The 21,813-nt window shown below is 63.0% G+C and carries 15 protein-coding genes and 3 pseudogenes; 10 read left to right on the forward strand and 8 right to left on the reverse strand.

The genetic code is table 11. The features are described from left to right. Window positions 1–42: 42 nt before the first annotated feature. A pseudogene (locus GN234_RS29030) lies at window positions 43–919 on the forward strand (LysR family transcriptional regulator). Window positions 920–1,053: 134 nt separating this feature from the next. Here GN234_RS29030 and GN234_RS29035 read toward each other — a convergent pair. After that, window positions 1,054–1,776, reverse strand: coding sequence for a pirin family protein (locus tag GN234_RS29035; protein ID WP_176689461.1), 723 nt, complete (start codon window positions 1,774–1,776; stop codon window positions 1,054–1,056). 326 nt (window positions 1,777–2,102) lie between these two features. Here GN234_RS29035 and GN234_RS29040 point away from each other — a divergent pair, with 326 nt between their 5' ends. Together GN234_RS29040 and GN234_RS29045 are read left to right on the forward strand one after the other, a co-directional pair. Next, window positions 2,103–3,053 carry a GlxA family transcriptional regulator gene (locus tag GN234_RS29040; protein ID WP_176689462.1) on the forward strand — a complete coding sequence of 317 codons (951 nt, stop codon included), beginning with the start codon at window positions 2,103–2,105 and terminating at the stop codon, window positions 3,051–3,053. A gap of 183 nt (window positions 3,054–3,236) precedes the next feature. After that, a complete protein-coding gene (locus GN234_RS29045) occupies window positions 3,237–4,727 on the forward strand; it encodes an ATP-binding protein (protein WP_109755572.1) in 1,491 nt (496 codons plus the stop codon). On the opposite strand, the gene GN234_RS29050 is transcribed toward GN234_RS29045, so the two are convergent. Continuing rightward, window positions 4,674–7,478, reverse strand: coding sequence for an ATP-binding protein (locus tag GN234_RS29050; RefSeq protein WP_176689463.1), 2,805 nt, complete (start codon window positions 7,476–7,478; stop codon window positions 4,674–4,676). The genes GN234_RS29045 and GN234_RS29050 overlap by 54 nt on opposite strands. A 348-nt stretch (window positions 7,479–7,826) precedes the next feature. Between GN234_RS29050 and GN234_RS29055 the strand changes: the two genes are divergently transcribed. The 7 genes and pseudogenes from GN234_RS29055 to GN234_RS29085 all read left to right on the forward strand — a co-directional run bounded on the left by GN234_RS29055 (window position 7,827) and on the right by GN234_RS29085 (window position 14,588). After that, window positions 7,827–8,648 (forward strand): alpha/beta fold hydrolase, encoded by an 822-nt coding sequence (locus GN234_RS29055; RefSeq protein WP_109755570.1) that lies wholly within the window; start codon window positions 7,827–7,829, stop codon window positions 8,646–8,648. Between the two features lie 70 nt (window positions 8,649–8,718). Continuing rightward, window positions 8,719–9,666 carry a LysR family transcriptional regulator gene (locus GN234_RS29060; protein ID WP_109755569.1) on the forward strand — a complete coding sequence of 316 codons (948 nt, stop codon included), beginning with the start codon at window positions 8,719–8,721 and terminating at the stop codon, window positions 9,664–9,666. After that, entirely contained in the window at window positions 9,663–10,076 is a 414-nt protein-coding gene (locus tag GN234_RS29065) for a DoxX family protein (protein ID WP_109755568.1), read from the forward strand. Before GN234_RS29060 ends, GN234_RS29065 begins: the two co-directional genes overlap by 4 nt. Continuing rightward, a complete protein-coding gene (locus GN234_RS29070) occupies window positions 10,069–10,707 on the forward strand; it encodes an antibiotic biosynthesis monooxygenase (RefSeq protein ID WP_109755567.1) in 639 nt (212 codons plus the stop codon). Before GN234_RS29065 ends, GN234_RS29070 begins: the two co-directional genes overlap by 8 nt. A 118-nt stretch (window positions 10,708–10,825) precedes the next feature. Next, window positions 10,826–12,665, forward strand: a pseudogene (locus tag GN234_RS29075) (amidohydrolase). Between the two features lie 146 nt (window positions 12,666–12,811). Then, a pseudogene (ycaC, locus tag GN234_RS29080) lies at window positions 12,812–13,442 on the forward strand (isochorismate family cysteine hydrolase YcaC). 267 nt (window positions 13,443–13,709) lie between these two features. Continuing rightward, entirely contained in the window at window positions 13,710–14,588 is an 879-nt protein-coding gene (locus tag GN234_RS29085; RefSeq protein ID WP_176689464.1) for a LysR family transcriptional regulator, read from the forward strand. A gap of 56 nt (window positions 14,589–14,644) precedes the next feature. On the opposite strand, the gene GN234_RS29090 is transcribed toward GN234_RS29085, so the two are convergent. From GN234_RS29090 to nuoK, 6 genes are all read right to left on the reverse strand, one after another. Further along, window positions 14,645–15,121, reverse strand: coding sequence for a hemerythrin domain-containing protein (locus GN234_RS29090; protein ID WP_109755564.1), 477 nt, complete (start codon window positions 15,119–15,121; stop codon window positions 14,645–14,647). A gap of 193 nt (window positions 15,122–15,314) precedes the next feature. Next, window positions 15,315–16,424 (reverse strand): NAD(P)/FAD-dependent oxidoreductase, encoded by a 1,110-nt coding sequence (locus GN234_RS29095; RefSeq protein WP_109755640.1) that lies wholly within the window; start codon window positions 16,422–16,424, stop codon window positions 15,315–15,317. Window positions 16,425–16,610: 186 nt separating this feature from the next. Beyond that, window positions 16,611–18,074 carry an NADH-quinone oxidoreductase subunit NuoN gene (gene nuoN / locus GN234_RS29100; RefSeq protein ID WP_063320468.1) on the reverse strand — a complete coding sequence of 488 codons (1,464 nt, stop codon included), beginning with the start codon at window positions 18,072–18,074 and terminating at the stop codon, window positions 16,611–16,613. Window positions 18,075–18,081: 7 nt separating this feature from the next. Then, window positions 18,082–19,614: an NADH-quinone oxidoreductase subunit M gene (gene nuoM / locus GN234_RS29105; RefSeq protein WP_109755562.1), complete on the reverse strand. Its 1,533-nt coding sequence runs from the start codon at window positions 19,612–19,614 to the stop codon at window positions 18,082–18,084. Between the two features lie 39 nt (window positions 19,615–19,653). Further along, entirely contained in the window at window positions 19,654–21,507 is a 1,854-nt protein-coding gene (gene nuoL, locus GN234_RS29110; RefSeq protein ID WP_109755561.1) for an NADH-quinone oxidoreductase subunit L, read from the reverse strand. Beyond that, a complete protein-coding gene (gene nuoK / locus GN234_RS29115; protein WP_003180046.1) occupies window positions 21,504–21,812 on the reverse strand; it encodes an NADH-quinone oxidoreductase subunit NuoK in 309 nt (102 codons plus the stop codon). The genes nuoL and nuoK overlap by 4 nt, the downstream gene beginning before the upstream one ends. Between the last annotated feature and the right edge of the window lies 1 nt (window position 21,813).

Genomic DNA, 21,813 nt, shown 5'->3' on the forward strand with positions numbered 1-21,813 from the left:
TTCGCGGCAATGCGATGCAGATTTGCATCACTGGAGAGGCAGATGAATTGGGATGATGCGCGGGTGTTTCTTGCTGTTTGCCGGGCGTCGACCTTGCGTGGTGCCGCGCGGGCATTGGGGGTGGATCAGGCGACTGTGGGGCGGCGCATCACGGCGTTGGAGAAATCCCTGAGTGCCGCGTTGTTCCTGCGCACCCCTGACGGTTACGCATTGACAGCCGTCGGCGAGGCGGCACTCGAGGCGGTGGAGAAGATGGAGCATTCGGCGCTGGAACTGGAGCGCCGGATCCAGGGCCTGGATGATCGCCTGATTGGCAATGTCCGGGTTGCCACTACCGACTCATTGGCCATCGATTTCCTGATTCCCGCCATTGCCCGCTTGCATGGACGGCACCCTGATGTGCGCGTGCAGCTGGATGCTTCCACGCAGATACTCAGCCTGGTCAAGCGGGAGGCGGACATTGCCGTACGCAACACCCGGCCCGACAACCCTGACCTGATCGCCCGGCGGATCGCGCGTTGGCCGGTGGGGCTGTTCGCGTCCCGGGCCTATGTCGATGCCCATGGCCTGCCGTCGCCCGGCAGTGAATTCGAAGGCCATGACCTGGTGGTCTACCAGCCCTACTTGCAGGGCAGCAAGGACTTTACCCTGGTCTGCGAGCCGATCAACCGCGGGCGGATCGTGGCAAGCCTGAGTTCGAGCCTGTTGGTGCGCCGTTCGATTGCCGCGGGCATCGGCGTGGGGGGAAATCCCGGTGTATATGGGGGAGCGTGACGGGCTGCTGAGGATCTGGCCGGAACGCACGCGCCCGCTGCCTTACGAGGTATGGCTGGTCACCCACGCGGACCTGCGCCATACCGCACGGGTGCGGGCGGTAATCGATGAGATTGTCGAGGTGTTTGCGCTGGAGAATGAGTGAAGCGGTCATGAGGTCCAATGTGGGAGCGAGCCTGCTCGCGATGGCGTAGGGTCATTCAGCGTTGATATTGAATGACAGGCCGCTATCGCGAGCAGGCTCGCTCCCACAGTGGGGGGCAGGCATAGACACGGCTGTCATGGCATCTGTGGCAGTTCCTGCGGCCGCAGATCGAACACCAGCACCTCGGCATCCTGGCCGTTACTCAAGGCCAGGACCTGCTCCTCGCGCACGCGCACGCCATCACCTTCCTGTAACGGCACGCCGTTGAGCTCGACAGTGCCTCGGGCGACATGCACGTAGGCATAGCGATCCGGGGCCAGGGTCAGGGTGGCGCTTTGCTCGCCATCGAACAACCCGGCGTAGACCCGTGCATCCTGGCGCACCTGGAGCGAGCCGTCGGCGCCATCCGGGGAGATGATCAATTGCAGGCGACCCTGTTTCTGCTCACGGCTGAAATGCTCCTGTTGATAGCGTGGCGTGGCGCCGCTGACGTTGGGCACGATCCAGATCTGCAGGAAGTGCACCGGCTCGTCCGCACTGTGGTTGAACTCGCTGTGGGCCACGCCGCTGCCGGCGCTCATCAATTGCACGTCACCGGGGCGAATGACCGAGCCCGTGCCCAGGGTGTCCTTGTGTTCCAGCGCCCCTTCGAGCACATAGGAAAAGATCTCCATGTCCCGGTGGGGATGCTGGCCGAAGCCCTTGGCCGCGGCGACCCGGTCATCGTTGATGACCAGCAGGTCGGAGAAGCCCTGTTGGTTGAGGTCGCGGTAGCTGGCAAAAGAGAAAGTGTGGAACGAGGTCAGCCAGCCGTGACGGGCGATGCCGCGGTCCGAAGCTTTGCGAAGGGTCAGCATGATGATTTCTCCTGATGTTTATGGGCGACGGCTGGGGCCGTTCGCCGAGTTCAGAAGAAGGTTAATGTTTATCAGGATATTCAATAAGCAGGTGAAAAACGAAAGACTGTCCTGTTTGAGTAGACAATAGAGAATGCCTACCGGCAGATGCTTCGCTTCGACATAATGCTGAGGTTTTTGAGCTACACAAAACCTGTGGGAGCGAGCCTGCTCGCGATGGCGTTGGATCAGCCAAGCACCAGTGCGACTGACCTACCGCTATCGCGAGCAAGCTCGCTCCCACAGGGGGGTATTTACAGTTTCTGGATTTTTTGGCGTCTTTCTCGATGAAAACCGTTGCAATGGTGCTGTTCCCGGATTTTCTGCTGCTCGACATGTCCGGGCCTCTCGAGGTGTTTTCCATCGCCAATCGCTACCTGGCAGCGGAACAGCGTTATCAACTGCTGACCCTGGGGACCGAGAGCGGGCCGTTGCGGGCGTCCAACGGCGTGACGGTGCTGGCCGATATCCATATCGACCAGGCATGGGCGGCCTATGACGTGTTGCTGGTGCCGGGCGGGCCGGGGGCCTATAACGACCAGCACCCGGGATTGCACACCTGGCTGCGGGCCGCGGCGCAGCGGGCTACGCGCTACGGCTCCATCTGCACCGGGGCCTTCGTACTCGGTGAAGCGGGCTTGCTCGACGGTTATCGCGTCACCACCCACTGGCATTACACCGAACGCCTGATCCAACGATTCCCCAAGGCCGTGGTCGAGACCGACAAGATATTCCTGCAGGACAGGCGCCTGATCACCTCTGGCGGCGTTACCGCCGGGATCGACCTGGCCCTGTCCATCGTCGCCCAGGACCATGGCCGCAAAGTGGCGTTGGACGTGGCCAAGGTGTTGCTGGTGGTGATGAAACGCCAGGGCGGACAGGCGCAGTTCAGCCCCTCGGTGGCGGCGGTGTCGACGCAGGAGTCGGCCATTACCCGGGTGCAGAATCATGTGATGGAACATCTGGAAGAACCCTTCACCATCGAGCGCATGGCCGCGTTGGCCGCCATGAGCGCGCGGCATTTCGCCCGGGTCTTCGCCCGTGAAGTGAAGATGACGCCCATGGAGTTCCTGCAGGGCGCGCGCATCGACCGGGCGCGTCAGTTGCTGGAGACCACCGACCTGCCCCTCAAGACTGTGGCGTTTCGCAGTGGGTTTGGCAGTGTCCGGCACATGCGTTTTTTGTTCAGTGAAAAGCTCGGCCTGACCCCGGTGCAATATCGTCAGCAGTTCAGTTGAGCCATCGGTGTCCGTCCAGGGCACCGTGATGTCCGTGGTGCTCCCTGTGCCAGCATTGTCCTGAAGCCTGTGCCTGCCAAGATAACGGCGAACCCTTTGGAAAGGATGCGCGGGAGCCGGGGCAGACGTGTTCGTTGATCCGCACACTGATGCCCGGACCGGTTATCCGGCGCTGGATCGCCCATGAACAGTTTCGTCAAACCCGACAGCGAGCCGGCGCTGAGCTTCGGTCCGTTCGTCTTCCACCGGCAGCAGCGGCTGGTCACCCGTGACGGCCAGCCCATCGCGCTGGGCGGCCGCGCCCTGGATGTTTTGCAGGTGCTGGTGGAGCATGCCGGCCGCTATGTCAGTAAGCAGACACTCATTGCACAGGTGTGGCCTGACAGCGTCGTGGAGGACATCAACCTGCGGGTGCACATCGCGGCGCTGCGGCGGGCTTTCGGTGACGGCCGGGACGGCGCTCGCTATATCCTCAATCATCCTCGGCAAGGCTATTGCCTTGCGTTGCCCCTGGCGGCGCAAGGGGGCGTCGAGTCGCCTTTCAGCTGCCGGGTCGAACGGCACAACCTGCCCGCCCGCCTGAGCCCGGTGGTCGGTCGTGACAAAGTCCTGGGGCGGCTACTGGCGCAAGTACCCCATCAACCCCTGACCACCGTGGTCGGCCCGGGCGGGGTTGGCAAGACGACCGTGGTGTTGCGGGTGGCGGAGTTGCTGCTCGAGCATTTTGACGACGGTGCCTGGTTCGTTGACCTGGTGGCTGCCGGCGATCCCGCGCAAGTGATGGCGCAGGTGGCCGGCGTGCTGGGCCTGGGGCACGGTTCTTTGGTCCGCTGCCTCGAACCCTGTCGGATGTTGCTGGTGCTCGACGGTTGCGAGCAGGTGCTCGATGGCTGTCGGGAACTGGTCCAGGCACTGGCTGCAGCGGCGCCTGGGGTGTCGGTGTTGCTCAGCAGTCGCGAAGCCTTGGACTTGCCGGATGAAAGGCTGGTGTCCCTGCCGGGGCTGGCCGTGGCGTCGCCCCAGGAACCTGAGCACCAGATCGAGGCGTGCCCGGCGGTGCAGTTACTGATCGAGCGGGTGGGCGCCCGGCAGCAGGGGTTCAAGCCGGGTAGTCGCGACTGGCCGATCCTTGCACAGATTTGCCAGCGCCTGGACGGGTTGCCACTGGCGTTGGAACTGGCGGCGGCCCAGGTCGATGCCTTGGGAGTGGCGGGGGTCCTGGAGCAATTGGATTACGGTTTGTCACTCTTGAGTCACGGGCGGCGTACGGCGGTGGCTCGACACCGAAGCCTGGAAGCGGTGCTGGACTCGAGTTTCGAACGTTTGAGCGCTGACGAACGAACCGTATTCCAGCGCCTGGCGGTGTTCGAGGGGCCGTTCACGCTCAAGGCTGCGCTGGCCGTGATCAGTTGCGCTGAACTGAGTGTCGGACCATTGCCCGGCCTGCTGTCGAGGCTGGCGAGCGTATCACTGCTGATGGTCGAGCCGCGCGCCGAAGGGGTTCGCTTCTATCTGCTCCACACTATTCGCACCTATGCCATGGACAAATTGCGGCGCAGTGGTCAGTGGCCTGTGTTTCATCGGCGTTATGTGTTGCAAGGTGCTTGGGGCGCCCGGCCTTCAAGGCCCCAACCGGCGGGTCAGCTCCTGGAGCAGCGCGCTGGCTTCCAATAAGTCGGGGGTGTCGAAACCTTCGGTGAAGCGTCGATAGACGGGCCCAAGCAGCGCCTGCGCGGCGTGGGCTTGCCCCTGGCGTTGCCACAAGCGCGCCAGGGACGTGGCGCTGCGCAGTTCCCAGGCCAAGGCATTGTGGCGACGGGCCACGGCCAGGGCAGCCAGCAGTTGTGCTTCGGCTGGCTTCACGAGGGACGGCTCGTTCTGCGCCAGCAGGGTTTCAGCGTCGGCCCGCAGGATCTCCGCCGAACACCAACCCGCGGCGCCACTGCGCGCCCGTTCGATTTGCGCCGGGACGACAAAGTCGCTGCGCAGGGTGACGGCGATGTCCTGGATCAGTCCGCTCGTCGAGCTCGTTGCCAGGGGTTGGCCATCGAATGCGCAGGCGTAATGGCAAGCCCAGTCATGGAACAGCATCACCGAATGTTTCTTGGCCTGCTGCTTCAACAGCTCGAGCCTTTCCCGGGCGGTCGAATGATCGCCGTTGTAGTGGGCGATCACGCAACCGGTCAGCGCCAGGGTGTAGCAGATCGAAATGCCGTGGTTGATCTGCAAGGCGATCTGTAACGCCAGGTTGGCGGTGCGTCGGGCTTTTTCGGCAAAACCTTGCAGCCAGAGGATGCGTGCCAGAATCGTCAGCGCGGCCACGCTCTGGTCGTATTGCACGCCGAAACCGTGGCTGAAACGGCTGAGGTGGCCGCTCTGGGCCAGGCGCTGGATCACCTGTTCGGCATCGCGCCGCGCCGCGCCCTGGTCGCCGATGAAATGCAACGCCAGCACCCGCAGGCGTTGAGTGCTCAAGGACAGGATCGGGTCGCCCTGCAAGCCCAATCGGTCGAAATCCAGGCTGTGTGCCAGGGCCTGTTGGTAGTTGCCGCAGCTGAGGTCGACGGTCATTTGCCCGGACACGGCCCGCAGCTCACCGGCCAGGTCCTGGCATTGCCGGGCCAACTGCCGGGCGGTGGCAAAGGCTCGGACCGTTGCCGGCGTGCCGCCCTCGGTGTGGTAGTTGAAACTGGCGTGGGCCAGTTCCAGGGCCAGGGTCAAGCGTGGGCAGGGAGCGGGGCTGGCCCGCAATAATTGCAACGCCTTGTTGACGTAGAGGCCATGTTCCTTGAGCAGCGACAGCTCCTGCCAGAGGGGCAGGGTGCGGGCGGTCAAGCGGATCGCCACGGCGTGTGAACCCTGCGGACCCAGGCCTCGGTCGAGTGCCGCACGGATGTCGTCGCGATAGTCGGCGTAGCGGGCGATCCACAATCGGGTGGGCGTGTTGTCCCAATCGTTTTCCGCCTGCCCCATGAGCGCCAGGCAGCGCTCGGCGTGGCGTTCCTGGCTCACTGCCAGCTCCCCGGCTTCGGTCAGTCGCTCCAAGGCATAGCTGCGGGTGGTGTCCAGCAGGCGATAGCGCACCTCTTCATCGCCGATCTCTACATTGAGCAACGATTTGGCGACCAACTGGCTGATCGACACCAGCACCTGGTCGGGCGCGACATGCTGGCCAATGATCACCGCGGCGGCGGAGGCCAGGTTGAAACTGCCCATGAACACCGCCAGCCGGCGCAAACAGGTTTGCTCGCACGTCGTGAGCAGCGCGAAGCTCCAGTCCAGCGTGGCGCGCAAGGTTTGCTGGCGCGGTGCGGCGTCGGTGTCGTTGTGAAGCAGGGCGACGCTGTCTTGCAATTGCCGGTGCAGTTCCTCCAGGGTGAAACGACCGAGTTGTCCGGCGGCCAGTTCAATGGCCAAGGGAATGCCGTCCAGTCGCTGGCAGATGTCGATCACCAACGGCACCTCGCGGTCGGTCAGTTCGAAGTCGTCACGGCTGGCCATCGCACGTTCGGCAAACAGTTGCAGCGCCGGGTACTCCAGGGCGGGATAACCCTCGATGGGCATTTCCCGGGGCGGGAACGCCAGGGCGTCCAGGCGCTGTACGTGTTCGCCTTCGGCACGCAGGCCTTCGCGGCTGGTGGCCAGGATGTGCAGGTGGGGAGCGCCACGCAGCAAGGTTTCGCTGAGCTGGGCGATGGCGTCGATCAGGTGCTCGCAGTTGTCGATCACCAGCAGCAGATGCCGCTCCTTGAGCTGGCGGGCGATGGCGTCCAGCGGATCACCGTCCTGCAGTGGCAGGTCCAGCAATGCACGCAGGTTTGGGGCGATCATGGCCGCATCGTTGAGCGACGCCAGGTCCAGCAGATGAGTGCCGTCACGATAGTGGCCGATCAGCCGTTCAGCGACCCGCAGGGCGACGGTGGTCTTGCCGATGCCGCCGGTGCCGACCAGGGTAATGAAACGCTTTCGTGGCAACTGGGCCACCAGGTTTTCCACCAGGGCCTGGCGTCCGATCATGCGCGTGCGCTGCAACGGCAGGTTGCGCGCCAACGACGGATGGGGGATATGCGCCAACTGGTCGAGGGGTTCGAATGACAGCGGCGCGACAAAGCTATAACCGCGCTGCGCCACGGTGACGATGTAGCGCTGCCCGGCCTGGCCATCCCCGAGAGCCTTGCGCAGTGCCGCGACGTGCACGCGCAGGTTAGTGTCTTCCACCACGCTCCTGGGCCAGACCCGGGCGATCAATTGCTGCTTGCTCACCACCTCGCCAGCGTGTTCGAGCAACACCAGCAGAATCTCCACGGCCCGCCGTCCCAGGCGCAACGGTTGCCCACCCTCCAATACCAGGCGCTGGCGCGGATGGACCCGATAAGGGCCGAAATGCACCGTCTGTTCGACGGGCAAGCTGAGGTATTGGCTCATGGTGCTCTCAATGTTCTGGTCCCGATGCCTGGGCTTTACCCGAGCATATTCCTCAGGTTTGGCTTCAAGCGCAACGGCGCAGGCTCTACTCCCAGCCTTCCAGTCGACGAGCCTCGTGGCGAGGGAGCTTGCTCCCGCTGGGTCGCGAAGCGGCCCCAAAAAGGCCGCATCTCCCATCAATCTGGCACACCGAGGTGACAGTCCTGGGGCTGCTGCGCAGCCCAGCGGGAGCAAGCTCCCTCGCCACAAAAGCTCCCAGTTCCAAAAAAAATTAACAACGTTTAACTCACGCAGATGCCTCTCCTGATCGGACCATAAAGCGATCCACCCACCTCAAGGAGTCATGTCATGAGCACCTTCATCACCCGCGACGGCACCGAGATTTACTACAAGGATTGGGGCAGTGGTCAACCGGTGGTCTTCAGCCACGGCTGGCCGTTGAACTCGGACAGTTGGGAGGCGCAGATGATGTTCCTGGCGTCCAACGGCTACCGGGTGATCGCCCATGACCGCCGTGGGCACGGGCGCTCCAGCCAGCCCTGGGACGGCAATGACATGGACACCTACGCCGATGACCTGGCCGAGCTGATCGAACGCCTGGAGCTGAAGAATGCGGTGCTGCTGGGTTTCTCCACCGGCGGTGGTGAAGTGGCGCGCTACATCGGTCGTCATGGCTCCGCCCGTGTCGCCAAACTCGGCCTGATCTCGGCGGTAACGCCGCTGATGCTCAAGACCCCGGCCAACCCTGGCGGCCTGCCCATCGAAGTGTTCGACGGCTTCCGCCAGGCCTCCCTGGCCGACCGTTCTCAGCTATACAAAGATGTGGCCAGCGCGTTTTTCGGTGCCAACCGTCCAGGCGCCAAAGTCTCCCAAGGCATGATCGACTGGTTCTGGATGCAAGGCATGCTCGCCGGCCACAAGAACACCTACGACTGCATCAAGGCGTTCTCGGAGACCGATCTTTCCGAAGACCTGCGCAACATCGACGTGCCGACCCTGGTGGTCCATGGCGATGACGACCAGATGGTCCCCATCGAAACCGCCGGCATTGCCGCCGCCAAGTTGCTCAAGAACTCGCAGCTGTTGGTCTACCCCGGCGCGCCCCACGGCCTGACCGACACCCACAAGGACCGATTGAACGCGGATCTGCTGGCGTTCATCCAGGGTTGACCAAGCCGCAGACCTGTGGGAGCGAGCAGCCTCGCTCCCACAGGATCGGCATTCAACAGGAATAACACCCATGAACCGCAACGATTTACGCCGTCTCGACATGAACCTGCTGGTGATCTTCGAGGCACTGATGTTCGAGAAAAACCTGACCCGCGTCGCCGAAAAGCTGTTCATGGGCCAGCCGGCGGTGAGCGCGGCGCTGGGACGCTTACGGGATCTGTTCGATGATCCGTTGCTGATCCGCCATGGTCGCGGGATGGAACCGACCCCACGGGCCCTGGCGATCCTGCAAGAACTGCAACCGGCCATGGACACGATTTCCAGCGCGGTCAGCCGGGCCAAGGCGTTCGATCCGTCCACCAGCTGCGATGTGTTTCGCATCGGGCTGTCCGACGATGCCGAGTTCGGCCTGTTTCCTCCGTTGCTGAGCCAACTGCGCGAAGAAGCGCCGGGGATCATCGTGGTGGTGCGCCGGGCCAATTTCCTGCTGATGTCGTCGCTGCTGGCCAGCGGTGAAATCAGCGTAGGGGTCAGCTACACCACCGACCTGCCGGCCAACGCCAAGCGCAAGAAACTGCGGGACATCCCTTGCAAGGTCTTGCGTGGCGACAAGCGCCCGGGGCCACTGACCCTGGACGAATACTGCGCGCGGCCCCACGCCATGGTCTCGTTCTCGGGTGACCTGAGCGGCAACATCGACCTGGACCTGGCCCGCATCGGCCGGGCCCGCAAAGTCGTGCTGGCGGTGCCGCAGTTCAGCGGGTTGCGGGCTTTGCTGGCCGGTACCGAACTGATCGCCACCGTGCCCGACTACGCCGCCTGCGCGTTGGTGGAAGGCTGCGCGTTGCGGGCCGAGGACCCGCCGTTCGAGATCAATGCCGCTGAGTTGTCGATGGTCTGGAGCGGTGTGCATGACAACGACCCGGCCGAGCGCTGGTTGCGCTCGCGTATTGCCAGTCACATGTCCCAACCGTTGCCGGCGGCCGCCTTGGCGGACCCGGTCGGAGCTCACCGATGAATACCTCTGACGAACGTTCCCTGCAGGATCTGGGCTTGTTGTTCCTGCGCCTGAGTGGTGCGCTGTTTTTGCTCTGGGTCCATGGGCTGCCGAAGCTGTTGCATTACAGCGTCGAGCTGACCCGCATCGAAGACCCGTTTCACCTTGGCGCGGCGCCGACCCTGGTCCTGGCGATTTTTGCCGAGGTGCTGTGTCCGCTGCTGATCATGGCCGGTGTGCTGGTGCGCCTGGCGTGCCTGCCGATCCTGTTTCTGCTGGCCGTGGCGCTGCTGGTGGTGCACCCGCAATGGAGCCTGGAAGAAGGGCAGTTCGGCTGGTTGTTGCTGATCGTATTTACCAGCGTATTGATTGCCGGGCCTGGACGCCTGGCGATGAACACGCGTTTTGTTGGAGTGCTTCGCCATGTCTGAATCTCAAACCGTTGAATCCACCGCGAGCCCGGCCAGACCTGGCTTTGATGAAATCGTGACCCTGGTGGTCAAGCACCGGATCAAGGCCGGCCAGGACGCGGCCTACGAGGCCTGGTTGCGTCGCACGGTGCGTGTCGCCGCCCAGTGGCCGGGGCACTTGGGAGTGGATGTGGTGCGCGGCAAGCAGGGCGGGCTGGCGCTATTCACTTGCGTGCTGCGTTTCTGCTCCACCGAGGCCATGCAACGCTGGCTGGATTCCCCGGAGCGCCGCGAGCTGGTGGAGGAGGCCACGCCGTTGCTGGCTGACGGTGATCAGACCGAAGTCGGGGCGCACAAGGAATTCTGGTTCACCCCGCTGGCCGATGCGGCCACACCGCCGCCGCGCTGGAAGCAGGCCGTGGTGACATTGCTGGTGATTCTGCCGCACACCTTGCTGGTGCCGCTGATCTGGGGGCCGTTGCTGCAACTCAACGCCTTTCTTTCCAACTACGTGGTGGCGACGTTCCTGATCACCCTGACCATCGTGCTCTCGGTGGTGTACGTGTGCATGCCGCTGGCGACCCGTTTGTTCGCACCTTGGCTTGAGGCCTCCAAAGCCCACGAACATTTGGAGCCCGGCCATGGCCAATAAGGACGACCCAACTGATCCGCTGCGCCGCCAATTGCTCGCCGCCGGGTCCTTGCTCAGTGCTGCGGCGGCTTTCTGGCCGCGGCTGTCCCTTGCCTCTACTCATCCAGAAGGAAATCCGATGAACGCCGATCTGATTCTGTTCAATGGCCAGTTCCATACCGTCGACCGTGAAAAGCCCCGCGCCAGTGCGGTCGCCATCAGCCAGGGGCGTTTCGTCGCGGTAGGGACCGACGCCGAGGCCATGGCCCTGCGCGGCAGCGGCACCCAAGTCATCGATCTCAAGGGCCGCACCGTCATCCCCGGGCTCAACGACTCGCACCTGCACCTGATCCGCGGTGGCCTGAACTACAACCTCGAACTGCGCTGGGAAGGCGTGCCGTCCCTGGCCGATGCCTTGCGCATGCTCAAGGACCAGGCCGACCGCACACCGACGCCGCAATGGGTGCGCGTGGTGGGCGGCTGGAACGAATTCCAGTTCGCCGAAAAACGCATGCCGACCCTGGAAGAACTCAACCAGGCGGCTCCCGACACCCCGGTGTTCGTCTTGCATCTGTATGACCGCGCCTTGCTCAACCGTGCCGCGCTGCGGGTGGCCGGCTACACCCGTGACACGCCGAACCCGCCAGGCGGTGAGATCGTGCGTGACAGCAAGGGTGAGCCCACCGGCATGCTGGTGGCACGGCCTAACGCGATGATCCTTTATTCGACGCTGGCCAAAGGGCCGAAGCTGCCGCTGGAATATCAGGTCAACTCCACGCGCCAGTTCATGCGTGAACTCAATCGCCTGGGCCTGACCAGTGCCATCGATGCCGGCGGCGGTTTCCAGAACTACCCGGACGACTACGCGGTGATCGAGCAGTTGGCCCGCGAGCAGCAGTTGACGGTGCGCATCGCCTACAACCTGTTCACTCAGAAGCCCAAGGAAGAACTCAGCGACTTCAAGAACTGGACCGGCAGCGTCAAGTTGCACCAGGGCGACGATTTCCTGCGGCACAACGGCGCCGGGGAAATGCTGGTGTTCTCGGCGGCGGATTTCGAGGACTTCCTCGAGCCGCGTCCGGACCTGCCGCCGGGCATGGAGCAGGACCTGGAGCCGGTGGTCCGGCATCTGGTGGAGCAGCGCTGGCCATTCCGTTTGCACGCCACTTATGACGAATCCATCAGCCGCATGCTCGACGTGTTCGAGAAGGTCAACCGCGACATTCCGTTCAACGGCCTGCCGTGGTTCTTCGACCACGCCGAGACCATCACGCCGAAGAACATCGAGCGCGTGCGGGCGCTGGGCGGTGGTATCGCGATCCAGGATCGCATGGCCTTCCAGGGTGAATACTTCGTCGACCGCTACGGTGCCAAGGCCGCCGAAGCCACGCCGCCGATCAAGCGCATGCTCGCCGAGGGCGTGCCGGTGGGTGCCGGCACCGACGCTACCCGGGTGTCGAGCTATAACCCTTGGACCTCACTGTACTGGATGGTCAGCGGCCGCACCGTCGGCGGCCTCTCGTTGCACGAAGAAGGCCTGCCGCGCCTGACCGCGCTGGAACTGTTCACCCATGGCAGCGCCTGGTTCTCCTCGGAGCAGGGCAAGAAAGGCCAGATCAAGGTTGGCCAACTGGCGGACCTGGCGGCCCTGAGCGCGGACTTCTTCAGCGTCGAGGAAGAAGCCATCAAGTGGATCGAGTCGGTGCTGACCGTGGTGGACGGCAAGGTGGTGTACGCCGCCGGCGACTTCGAAAAAACTCGGCCCGGCCAGCGTCCCGGTGCTGCCGGACTGGTCCCCGGTGGTCAAGGTCCCGGGCCACTGGCGCCCGACTTCCCCGTTGCAGGCGCAGGTTCACCAGTGCAGCGGTCCGTGCACGGTGCACGCCCACAGCCATGAACGGGCGCGGCTGTCGAACGTGCCGGTCAGCGATTTCCAAGGCTTCTGGGGCGCGTTTGGCTGCTCCTGCTTTGCCTTCTGACTGATTACACACAGATCCTCCTGTGGGAGCGGGCTTGCTCGCGAATGCGTCGGCACATCCGACAACGTCAGCAAGCTGACACACCGCTTTCGCGAGCAAGCCCGCTCCCACAGTTTTTGAAACATCCATCCCAAAGGAGTCATCCCATGAGCAACGTTCCCGCCTACAACCGTCTGAACAAAGACGACGCGGTCGTCCTGCTGGTCGATCACCAGACCGGCCTGATTTCCCTGGTCCAGGACTTCTCGCCGAACGAGTTCAAGAACAACGTATTGGCTTTGGCCGACCTGGCGAAGTTCTTCGAACTGCCGACCATCCTGACCACCAGCTTCGAAAAAAGGTCCCAACGGCCCGATCGTGCCGGAACTCAAGGAAATGTTTCCGGACGCGCCGTACATCCCGCGTCCAGGCCAGATCAATGCCTGGGACAACGAAGATTTCGTCAAGGCGATCAAGGCCACCGGCCGCAAGCAACTGATCATCGCCGGCGTGGTGACCGATGTCTGCGTGGCGTTCCCGACCCTATCGGCACTGGCCGAAGGTTTCGATGTATTCGTCGTCACCGACGCCTCGGGCACATTCAACGAAACCGTGCAACAGGCCGCCTGGGTGCGCATGACCGCTGCCGGCGCGCAGATGATGAACTGGTTCTCGGTGGCCTGTGAGCTGCACCGCGACTGGCGCAACGACATCGAAGGCCTGGGCAACCTGTTGTCCCAGCGCATTCCGAACTACCGTAACCTGATGAACAGCTACTCGGCGCTGACGGCCAAGTAAGCATGGCGGTTACTGCTGGACGACGCCCGCCTTGTGCGGGCGTTTTTGTGCCAGCCATCAACGTTTCGGCAAACTGATCTGCCGTCATCGCGAGCAGGCTCGTTCCCACAATGTCATCGAGTGTTCTCGGGCTCCATGTTCACCACGAACCCCTTGTGGGAGCGAGCCTGCTCGCGATGACAGCAGCACATGCGACACCTTCCCAACCTGTCTCATCCCAACCACAATGCCCAACAGTTCACCTTGACTGTCCACCCTGGAATGACAATGAACCCCTTCGAAGAAATGCGCATCTTTGCCCAGGTCATGGAGTCGGGCAGTTTCACCGCTGCGGCGGACAAGCTGGGGCTGTCGAAGCAGTTCGTCAGTCGCAAGCTCATGGAGCTGGAGCAGCGCCTGGGCGTGCGCCTGCTCAATCGCTCGACCCGCCGGCTCGACGTGACGCCCCTGGGCCAGCGCTACTACGAAGCGGCACTGCGCCTGCTCAATGAAGTCGAACAAGTGGAGCAGGGCATCAGCGGCCAAACCAGCGAGCCTCGCGGCACCATCCGCCTCAGCGCGCCGCTGTCCTTCGCCATGGCGCACCTGGGCAGCTTGTTGCCGTTGTTTCTGCAACGCTATCCGGGCGTCAGCGTCGAGGTGGACCTGAGCGACCGCTCGGTGGACCTGTTGGGGGAGGGCTATGACCTGGCGCTGCGCATCGGTGTGCTTGAGGATTCGACGCTGATTGCCCGGCGCATCGCGACCATCGAACGGGTGTATTGCGCCAGCCCGACCTACCTGGCACAACGAGGCACACCCGCGCGGCCCGAAGACCTGCGCAACCACGAGTGTTTGCCCTATGGTCACAGCCGCCAGATGCAGTGGCGTTTCGTGGGCGCTGGCAAACTACTGACCTTGGAGGTCACAGGGCGCATGCGCGCCAATAACGGTGATTTGCTCAGGGACGCGGCCATTGCCGGCATGGGCATCACCTATCTGCCGACGTTCATCCTGGGCGATGCCTTGAAGGATGGGCGACTCGTCCAGGTCTTGAAAGGCTTCGAGACCGAACCGTTGGCGCTGTCGGCGGTATATCCCCAGCACCGACAAAGTGCACGCCCGGTGCAGGCGTTGGTGGAATTCTTGCGTGAACAAATGCAGTAAAGCGCCGCGACGCATTCAGCCGTCCCATGACGGCTGAAGCATCCACGGCGCTTCGATCAGGCGGCGAGGTTGGCGCTACTCAGTTCTTTTTTGTACTGCGCTTTCATGGTTTCCATGTCTGCACCCAGGGCATCGAGTTTTGCCTTGCCCAGCAGTTTTTTCGCGAGGGGGAACATTTCTTTTTCTTCTTCCTCGATGTGGTGCTCAAGCAGTTCCTTGACCACTTTCACTCGACCGGCGAATTCCGGTTGGGTTGGATCGGTGGTTTTCAGGTCCGGTAGTACCAGTGAGTCGACGGTGCGGTGTTCTTCCTTGGCCTCGTAATACATTTCGGCCTCGTCCTTGCCCCCTGCCTGCTTGAAAGCCGGGTAAAGAATTTCTTCTTCCAGGCGTGTATGGATGGAAATTTCCATTTCCAGTTTCGCCAACAGGTCAGTGCGTTTTTTCACGGCACGGTCGGTCGACTCGCTCAGTTGAGTCAGGATGGCTTTGACGCGTTCGTGGTCGGCTTTCAACAGGTCGATGGCGTTCATAGTAGCTCCAGGCAATTCACGGTTACGGGTTGGCTTCAAGCGCCAACGCCGTGTAAGAGGTAAATTGCATCAGCCGTGCCAGTTGGGCCTTAATAAAAAGTTGTTTAAAAACAATTGGTTGAATTTGTCGCTGGTTTTATGTTCGTGCAAGCTGCAAGAGGCTGGGGAAAACGCCTTGCACTTTGCGCTATGGCTAAACGCTTGCAATCAGTTGCCGGACCCGTGTGGCAATCGCCAGGCAGGAGGTCAGCCCTGGCGATTCAATCCCGAACAGGTTGATCAATCCCGGAACCTGATGTTCGGCTGGGCTGCTGATGAGAAAGTCACGGGCAGGCTCGCCCGGGCCGGAGATTTTCGGACGCAGGCCGCTATAGCTCGGTTGCAGGCTCTGGTCCGGCAGGTCTGGCCAGTAATTGCGGATCGCCGGGTAGAAGGCTTCGGCCCGGGCCGGGTCGACTCGGTAGTCTTCGCGCTCGACCCATTCGACATCGGGGCCGAAACGCGCCTGGCCCGCGAGGTCCAGGGTCATATGGATGCCCAGGCCGGCGGCTTCCGGCGCGGGGTAGACCAGGTGCCGGAACGGCGCCCGTCCGGCCAGGCTGAAGTAGTTGCCCTTGCAGAGGTGGTCGTCGGGCACCGTTTGCGGCGCCAGGCCGTCGATGCGGCGGGCGAGGGCGGGTGCCTGTAGGCCGGCGGCATTGATCAGTCGGCGGCAGGACAGGCTCATCTGCGCCGTGCCGCCCAATTCCAGCAGAAAGCCATCGGCACTGATCCGTGCGCTCGACAGAGGCGTATGAAACGCGAGAGTCGCCCCGGCCGCTTCGGCGTCACCCTGCAAGGCCAACATCAAGGCGTGGGAATCGACGATACCGGTGGAGGGCGAATACAGCGCGGCGACGCACGCCAGGGCGGGCTCCAGTTCCAGCGCCTGTTGCCGATCGAGCAAGCGCAGGTCGTCCACGCCATTGGCCAGGCCTCGTTCGAACAGGGCGTTGAGCCCGGCCTTCTGCGTCTCGTCCTTGGCAACGATCAACTTGCCGAGGCGGCGGGTCTCGACACCGTGGTGCTCACAATAGTCATACAACCTGTGCCGACCTTCGACGCACAACTGCGCCTTGAGGCTACCCGTTGGGTAATAGATGCCGGCATGAATGACTTCGGAGTTGCGCGAACTGATGCCCATGCCGATGGCTTCACCCGCCTCGATCAGCAGCACCTCGTGACCAGCCCGGGCCATCTCCCGAGCCACGGCAAGCCCGACAACGCCAGCACCCACGACCACGCATTCAAAATCGACTTTCAACCGCATCTCTCCTTCAACACGTGCCAGTTGGCTGGTCTCAAGGATAGCCCTGCTGGAGCATTTGGACGTCATGTCGCCTGGATGGATTCCACGTTGCTCGGTGCGCAGGGCTTTGGTTTTCATCAGCCAAAAAAAAGCCCGTATCTCGCGATACGGGCTTTTTCGATTGGCTACAGCATCCAGGCATCAGCCCGTCAGGCCTGCCTGCTGGACCAGGGTCAGCAACGGCTGCGGGTACACACCGAGGAAGAACGCCAACACGGCGATGGCCAGCAGCATCACGCCGCCTGCCTTTTGCTCCCAGTGCAACTCGGCATCGTGGCGACGCAGGTTCGGTTCCATCAGGTACAGGGTGACCATGACGCGCAGGTAGTAGAACACGCCGATGGCACTGCCCAGCACCAGGGAGCCGACCAGCCACCATTGGTGAGCCTCGACGCCGGTGGCGATGATGTAGAACTTACCGATGAAACCGGCGGTCAGCGGGATACCGGCCAGGGACAGCATCATCACGGTCAGCACGGCGGTCAGGTACGGACGGCGCCAGAACAGGCCGCGATATTCGTACAGGGCATCAGCGTCGCGGCCGTTGTACGGCGAGGACATCAGGGTGATCACGCCGAAGGCGCCGAGGCTGGTGATCACGTAGGTGACCAGGTACACGCCGATGGCTTCCACGGCCAGGCCCTTGCTGGCGATCAGAGCGATCAGCAGGTAACCGAAGTGAGCGATGGACGAGTAACCCAGCAGACGCTTGAGGTTGCTTTGGGTCAGTGCCAGCAGGTTACCGAACAGGATCGACGCGATGGCGATGATGGTCAGTACGTTGCTCAGCACACCGCTGCTGGCCACTGGCGAGATCTGGAACAGCCGCACCATCACCGCGAACACTGCCACTTTCGACGCGGTGGCCAGGAACGCCGCCACCGGCGCCGGGGCGCCTTCGTAGACGTCCGGGGTCCAGAGGTGGAACGGTACCAGCGACAGCTTGAACGCCAGGCCGATCAGCATCATGCCCAGGCCCAGTTGTGCGATCGGGCTAGGCAGGCCGGTGGCCGCCAGGGCCTGGCCGATGCCGACGAAGCTCAGGGTGCCGGCTTCGGCGTAGAGCAGGGCCATGCCGAACAACAGGAACGCGGAACCGGCCGCCGACAGCACCATGTACTTGATGCCGGCTTCCAGGGAGCGCTTGTTGAAGAAGGCGTAGGCCACCAGGCCGTAGACCGGTACCGACAGCAGTTCCAGGCCGATGAACAGGCTGGCCAGGTGCTGGGCGCTGACCAGCACCAGGCCACCGGCGGCGGCCATCAGGATCAGCAGGTACAGTTCTTCGCGGTTGCCCGGGTAACCCGAACCGCCATCGCCGAGGTAGGCGTGGGCGAGGGTGACGCAGGCCAGGGTGGCGACCAGGATCAACGCCATGTAGAGGCAGGCGAAGCTGTCGATCTGCATCAACGGCGTGACCGCCAGGGGCGCGACTTTCAGGGCCGGCAGAATCGACAGCAGGGCCAGGTTCAGCCCCGCCACCGACAGCAGGAAGGTCTGTGAGTGATTGCGGCGCCAGGCGATTGCCAGCATCACCACGATGATCGTGGCGCTGGTGATCAACAGCGGCGCAAGCGCGATAAAGTGTTGAATCGTGAATTCCATAGCGCTCTTACCGGGCCGAAGCGAGTTGAGAGAAGGCGGTGCCGAGCCACTGCTGCACGCCATGCATGGTGGCGGCAGAGGTGTCGAGGAACGGCTGCGGGGAAACGCCGAGGTAAACCAGCAGCACCGCAAGGCCGAGCACCATGATCAGTTCGCGACCGTCCATGCCGCGCAGCACTTCGTCCGACTTGGACGGGCCGAAGTAGGCGCGGTGGATCATGATCAGCGAGTAGACCGAACCGAACACCAGGCCGGACGTCGCGATGGCGGTGATCCATGGCGCACTGGCGAAGGTGCCGATCAGGATCAGGAACTCGCCGACGAAGTTGCCGGTGCCCGGCAGCCCCAGGGACGCGGCCGCGAAGAACAGGCTGATGGCCGGCAGGTAGGCGATACGCGACCAGATGCCGCCCATCTCACGCATGTCCCGGGTGTGCAGACGCTCGTACAACTGACCGCTGAGGATAAACAGTGCGGCGGCCGACAGGCCGTGAGCCAACATCTGGATCACCGCGCCTTGCAGGGCCAACTGGCTGCCGGAGTAGATCCCGATCAGTACGAAGCCCATGTGCGAAACGCTGGAGAAGGCGATCAGGCGCTTGATGTCGGTCTGGGCGAAGGCCAGGAATGCACCGTAGAAAATCCCGATCAGGCCCAGGGTCATGGCAATCGGTGCGAACTCCGCCGAGGCGTTGGGGAACAACGGCAGGGCAAAGCGCAGCAGGCCATAGGCCGCGGTCTTGAGCAAGATACCCGCCAGGTCCACGGAACCTGCGGTCGGTGCCTGGGCGTGGGCGTCCGGCAGCCAGGAGTGGAACGGCACCACCGGCAGCTTCACCGCGAAGGCGATGAAGAAGCCCAGCATCAGCACGTACTCGGTGGTCTTGGACATCTGCACTTTCAACAGGTCGGCGTAGTTGAAGGTAATCACGCCAGTGTTGTTGAAGTTGACCAGCACCAGGCCAAGGATCGCCACCAACATGATCAGGCCGGACGCCTGGGTGAAGATGAAGAACTTGGTCGCCGCGTAGATCCGGGTTTTCTTGCCGTCCGAAGAACTGTGACCCCAGAGCGCGATGAGGAAGTACATCGGCACCAGCATCATTTCCCAGAAGAAGAAAAACATGAACAGGTCCAGCGCCAGGAACACGCCGACGACACCGCCCAGGATCCACATCAGGTTCAGGTGGAAGAAACCGACGTGGCGCTGGATCTCTTTCCAGGAGCAGAGGACCGAGAGGATACCCAGCAGGCCGGTCAGCAGGATCATCAGCAGCGACAGGCCGTCGAGGGCCAGGTGCACGCTGATGCCGAAGCGCGCGATCCAGGCGTGCTTGAATTCAAGCGCCCAGGTCGGATCGGCGCCAGGGGCCGGAGCGAATGAATAGTCGCCGGTCGCCCACAGCCAGAGGCCGAGCGCGAGTTCCAGGGACATGGTCAGCAGCGCAATCCAGCGCGGGAGCGTGGAGCTGGAGCGCTCCGCGATCCAGCACAGCAGGCCGCCGATGAAGGGGATCAGGATTAGCCAGGGCAGAATCATGACGGGCTCGTTTCCTTTCGCAAGTTCGCAAGGTTCATATCAGACCGCTACCAGCACGATGGCGCCGATAACCAGCACGGCGCCAGCCGCCATGGAAGCCGCATACCAACGCAGTTGACCGGTCTCGGTACGGCTCAGGGCAGTGTGGCCGCCCTTGGCCATGCGCGGGATCAGGCCAATGGTCTGGTCGAGCGGGTCTTTGCGCAGAATGTGGCTGATCGCAAGGTATGGCTTGACGAACAGTTTGTCGTAGATCCAGTCGAAGCCCCAGGCGGCGAACCACCAGGCCGAAAGGAAACGCCCGATGCCGCTGTTGGCGATGGCCGTGACGAAACGACGCTTGCCCAGGAACAGCAGGGCGGCCAGCAGGATACCCGCCAGGGCGATGGCGCCCGAGGCGATTTCCAGGCTGTGCTTGGCTTCGCCGCCGGCATGGCCGACGCTTTGCGGCAGCACATCGGCCAGCGGTGGGGTGATCATGGCGCCGACGAAGGTCGACAGCACGATCAGCACCGACAGTGGCAGCCAGTGGGCAATGCCGTGGCCGGCGTGGGCTTCGGTCTTGGCCTCACCGTGGAACGCGATGAAGATCAGGCGGAAGGTGTACAGCGAGGTCATGAACGCACCCACCAGGCCGGCATAGAGCAGGCCTTGGTTACCGCTGGCGAACGCTTCCCAGAGGATCTCGTCCTTGGAATAGAAACCGGCGGTGACCAGTGGCAGGGCCGCCAGGGCCGCGCCGCCGACGATGAAGCTGGCGTAGGCCAGCGGCAGTTTCTTCCACAGGCCGCCCATCTTGAAGATGTTCTGCTCGTGGTGGCAGGCAACGATCACCGCACCGGAGGCAAGGAACAGCAGGGCCTTGAAGAAGGCGTGGGTCATCAGGTGGAAGATCGCGCCTTCCCAGGCACCGACGCCCAGGGCCAGGAACATGTAGCCGATCTGGCTCATGGTCGAGTAGGCGAGGATGCGCTTGATGTCGGTCTGTACCAGCGCGGCAAAACCGGCCAATACCAGGGTCACGCCGCCGACGATGCCGACCAGGTGCAGGATGTCCGGCGCCAGGGCGAACAGGCCGTGGGTACGGGCAATCAGGTAGACACCGGCGGTGACCATGGTCGCGGCGTGGATCAGTGCCGAAACCGGGGTAGGGCCGGCCATCGCGTCCGCCAACCAGGTTTGCAGCGGCAGTTGCGCGGATTTACCGACGGCGCCACCCAGCAGCATCAGGGTCGCCAGGACGATCCAGAAGTCACCGACCTTGAAGTGTTCCGGCGCCTTGACCAGCAGTTCCTGGATGTTCAGCGTGCCCAGTTGCTGGAACAGGATGAACAGGCCGATGGCCATGAACACGTCGCCGATCCGGGTCACGATGAACGCTTTGAGTGCGGCATTACCGTTGTTGCGGTTGCTGTAGTAGAAACCGATCAACAGGTACGAGCACAGGCCCACGCCTTCCCAGCCGAAGTACAGGAACAGCAGGTTATCGCCGAGCACCAGGAACAGCATGCTGGCGATGAACAGGTTGGTGTAGGCGAAGAAGCGCGAATAACCGGCTTCACCGCGCATGTACCAGGAGGCGAACAGGTGGATCAGGAAACCCACGCCGACCACCACGCCGAGCATGGTGAGGGACAGGCCGTCCAGATAGAGGGCGAAGTTCGGCGTGAAGCCTTCCACCGCCATCCAGCGCCACAGCACCTGCACGAACACACCGCCTTCGGGCGGGGCGACGTTGAATTGCCAGATCACGTAGGCCGTGACGATGGCAGACAGGCCGATGGAACCCACGCCAACCAGCGCCGAAAGGTTTTCCGACCAGCGTCCACGAGAGAACGACAGCAGCAGGAAACCGATGAGGGGGAATACGAAAGTCAGAAAGAGTAGGTTCATCCGCGCATCTCGCTGGCAGCGTCGATATCGAGAGTGTGGAAGCGGCGATACAGCTGCAACAGGATCGCCAGGCCGATACTGGCCTCGGCGGCTGCCAGGCTGATCACCAGGATGAACATGATCTGTCCATCCGGCTGCGCCCAGCGAGCGCCCGCGACGATGAAGGCCAGGGCGGAGGCATTCATCATGACCTCCAGGCTCATCAGCACGAACAGAATGTTGCGGCGGACCATCAGGCCGACCAGACCGAGGCAGAACAGGATGCCGGCAACCGCCAGACCATGCTCGAGAGGGATAGCAGGCATG

Source organism: Pseudomonas bijieensis (genome assembly GCF_013347965.1).
GTDB classification, from domain to species: Bacteria; Pseudomonadota; Gammaproteobacteria; order Pseudomonadales; family Pseudomonadaceae; genus Aquipseudomonas; species Aquipseudomonas bijieensis.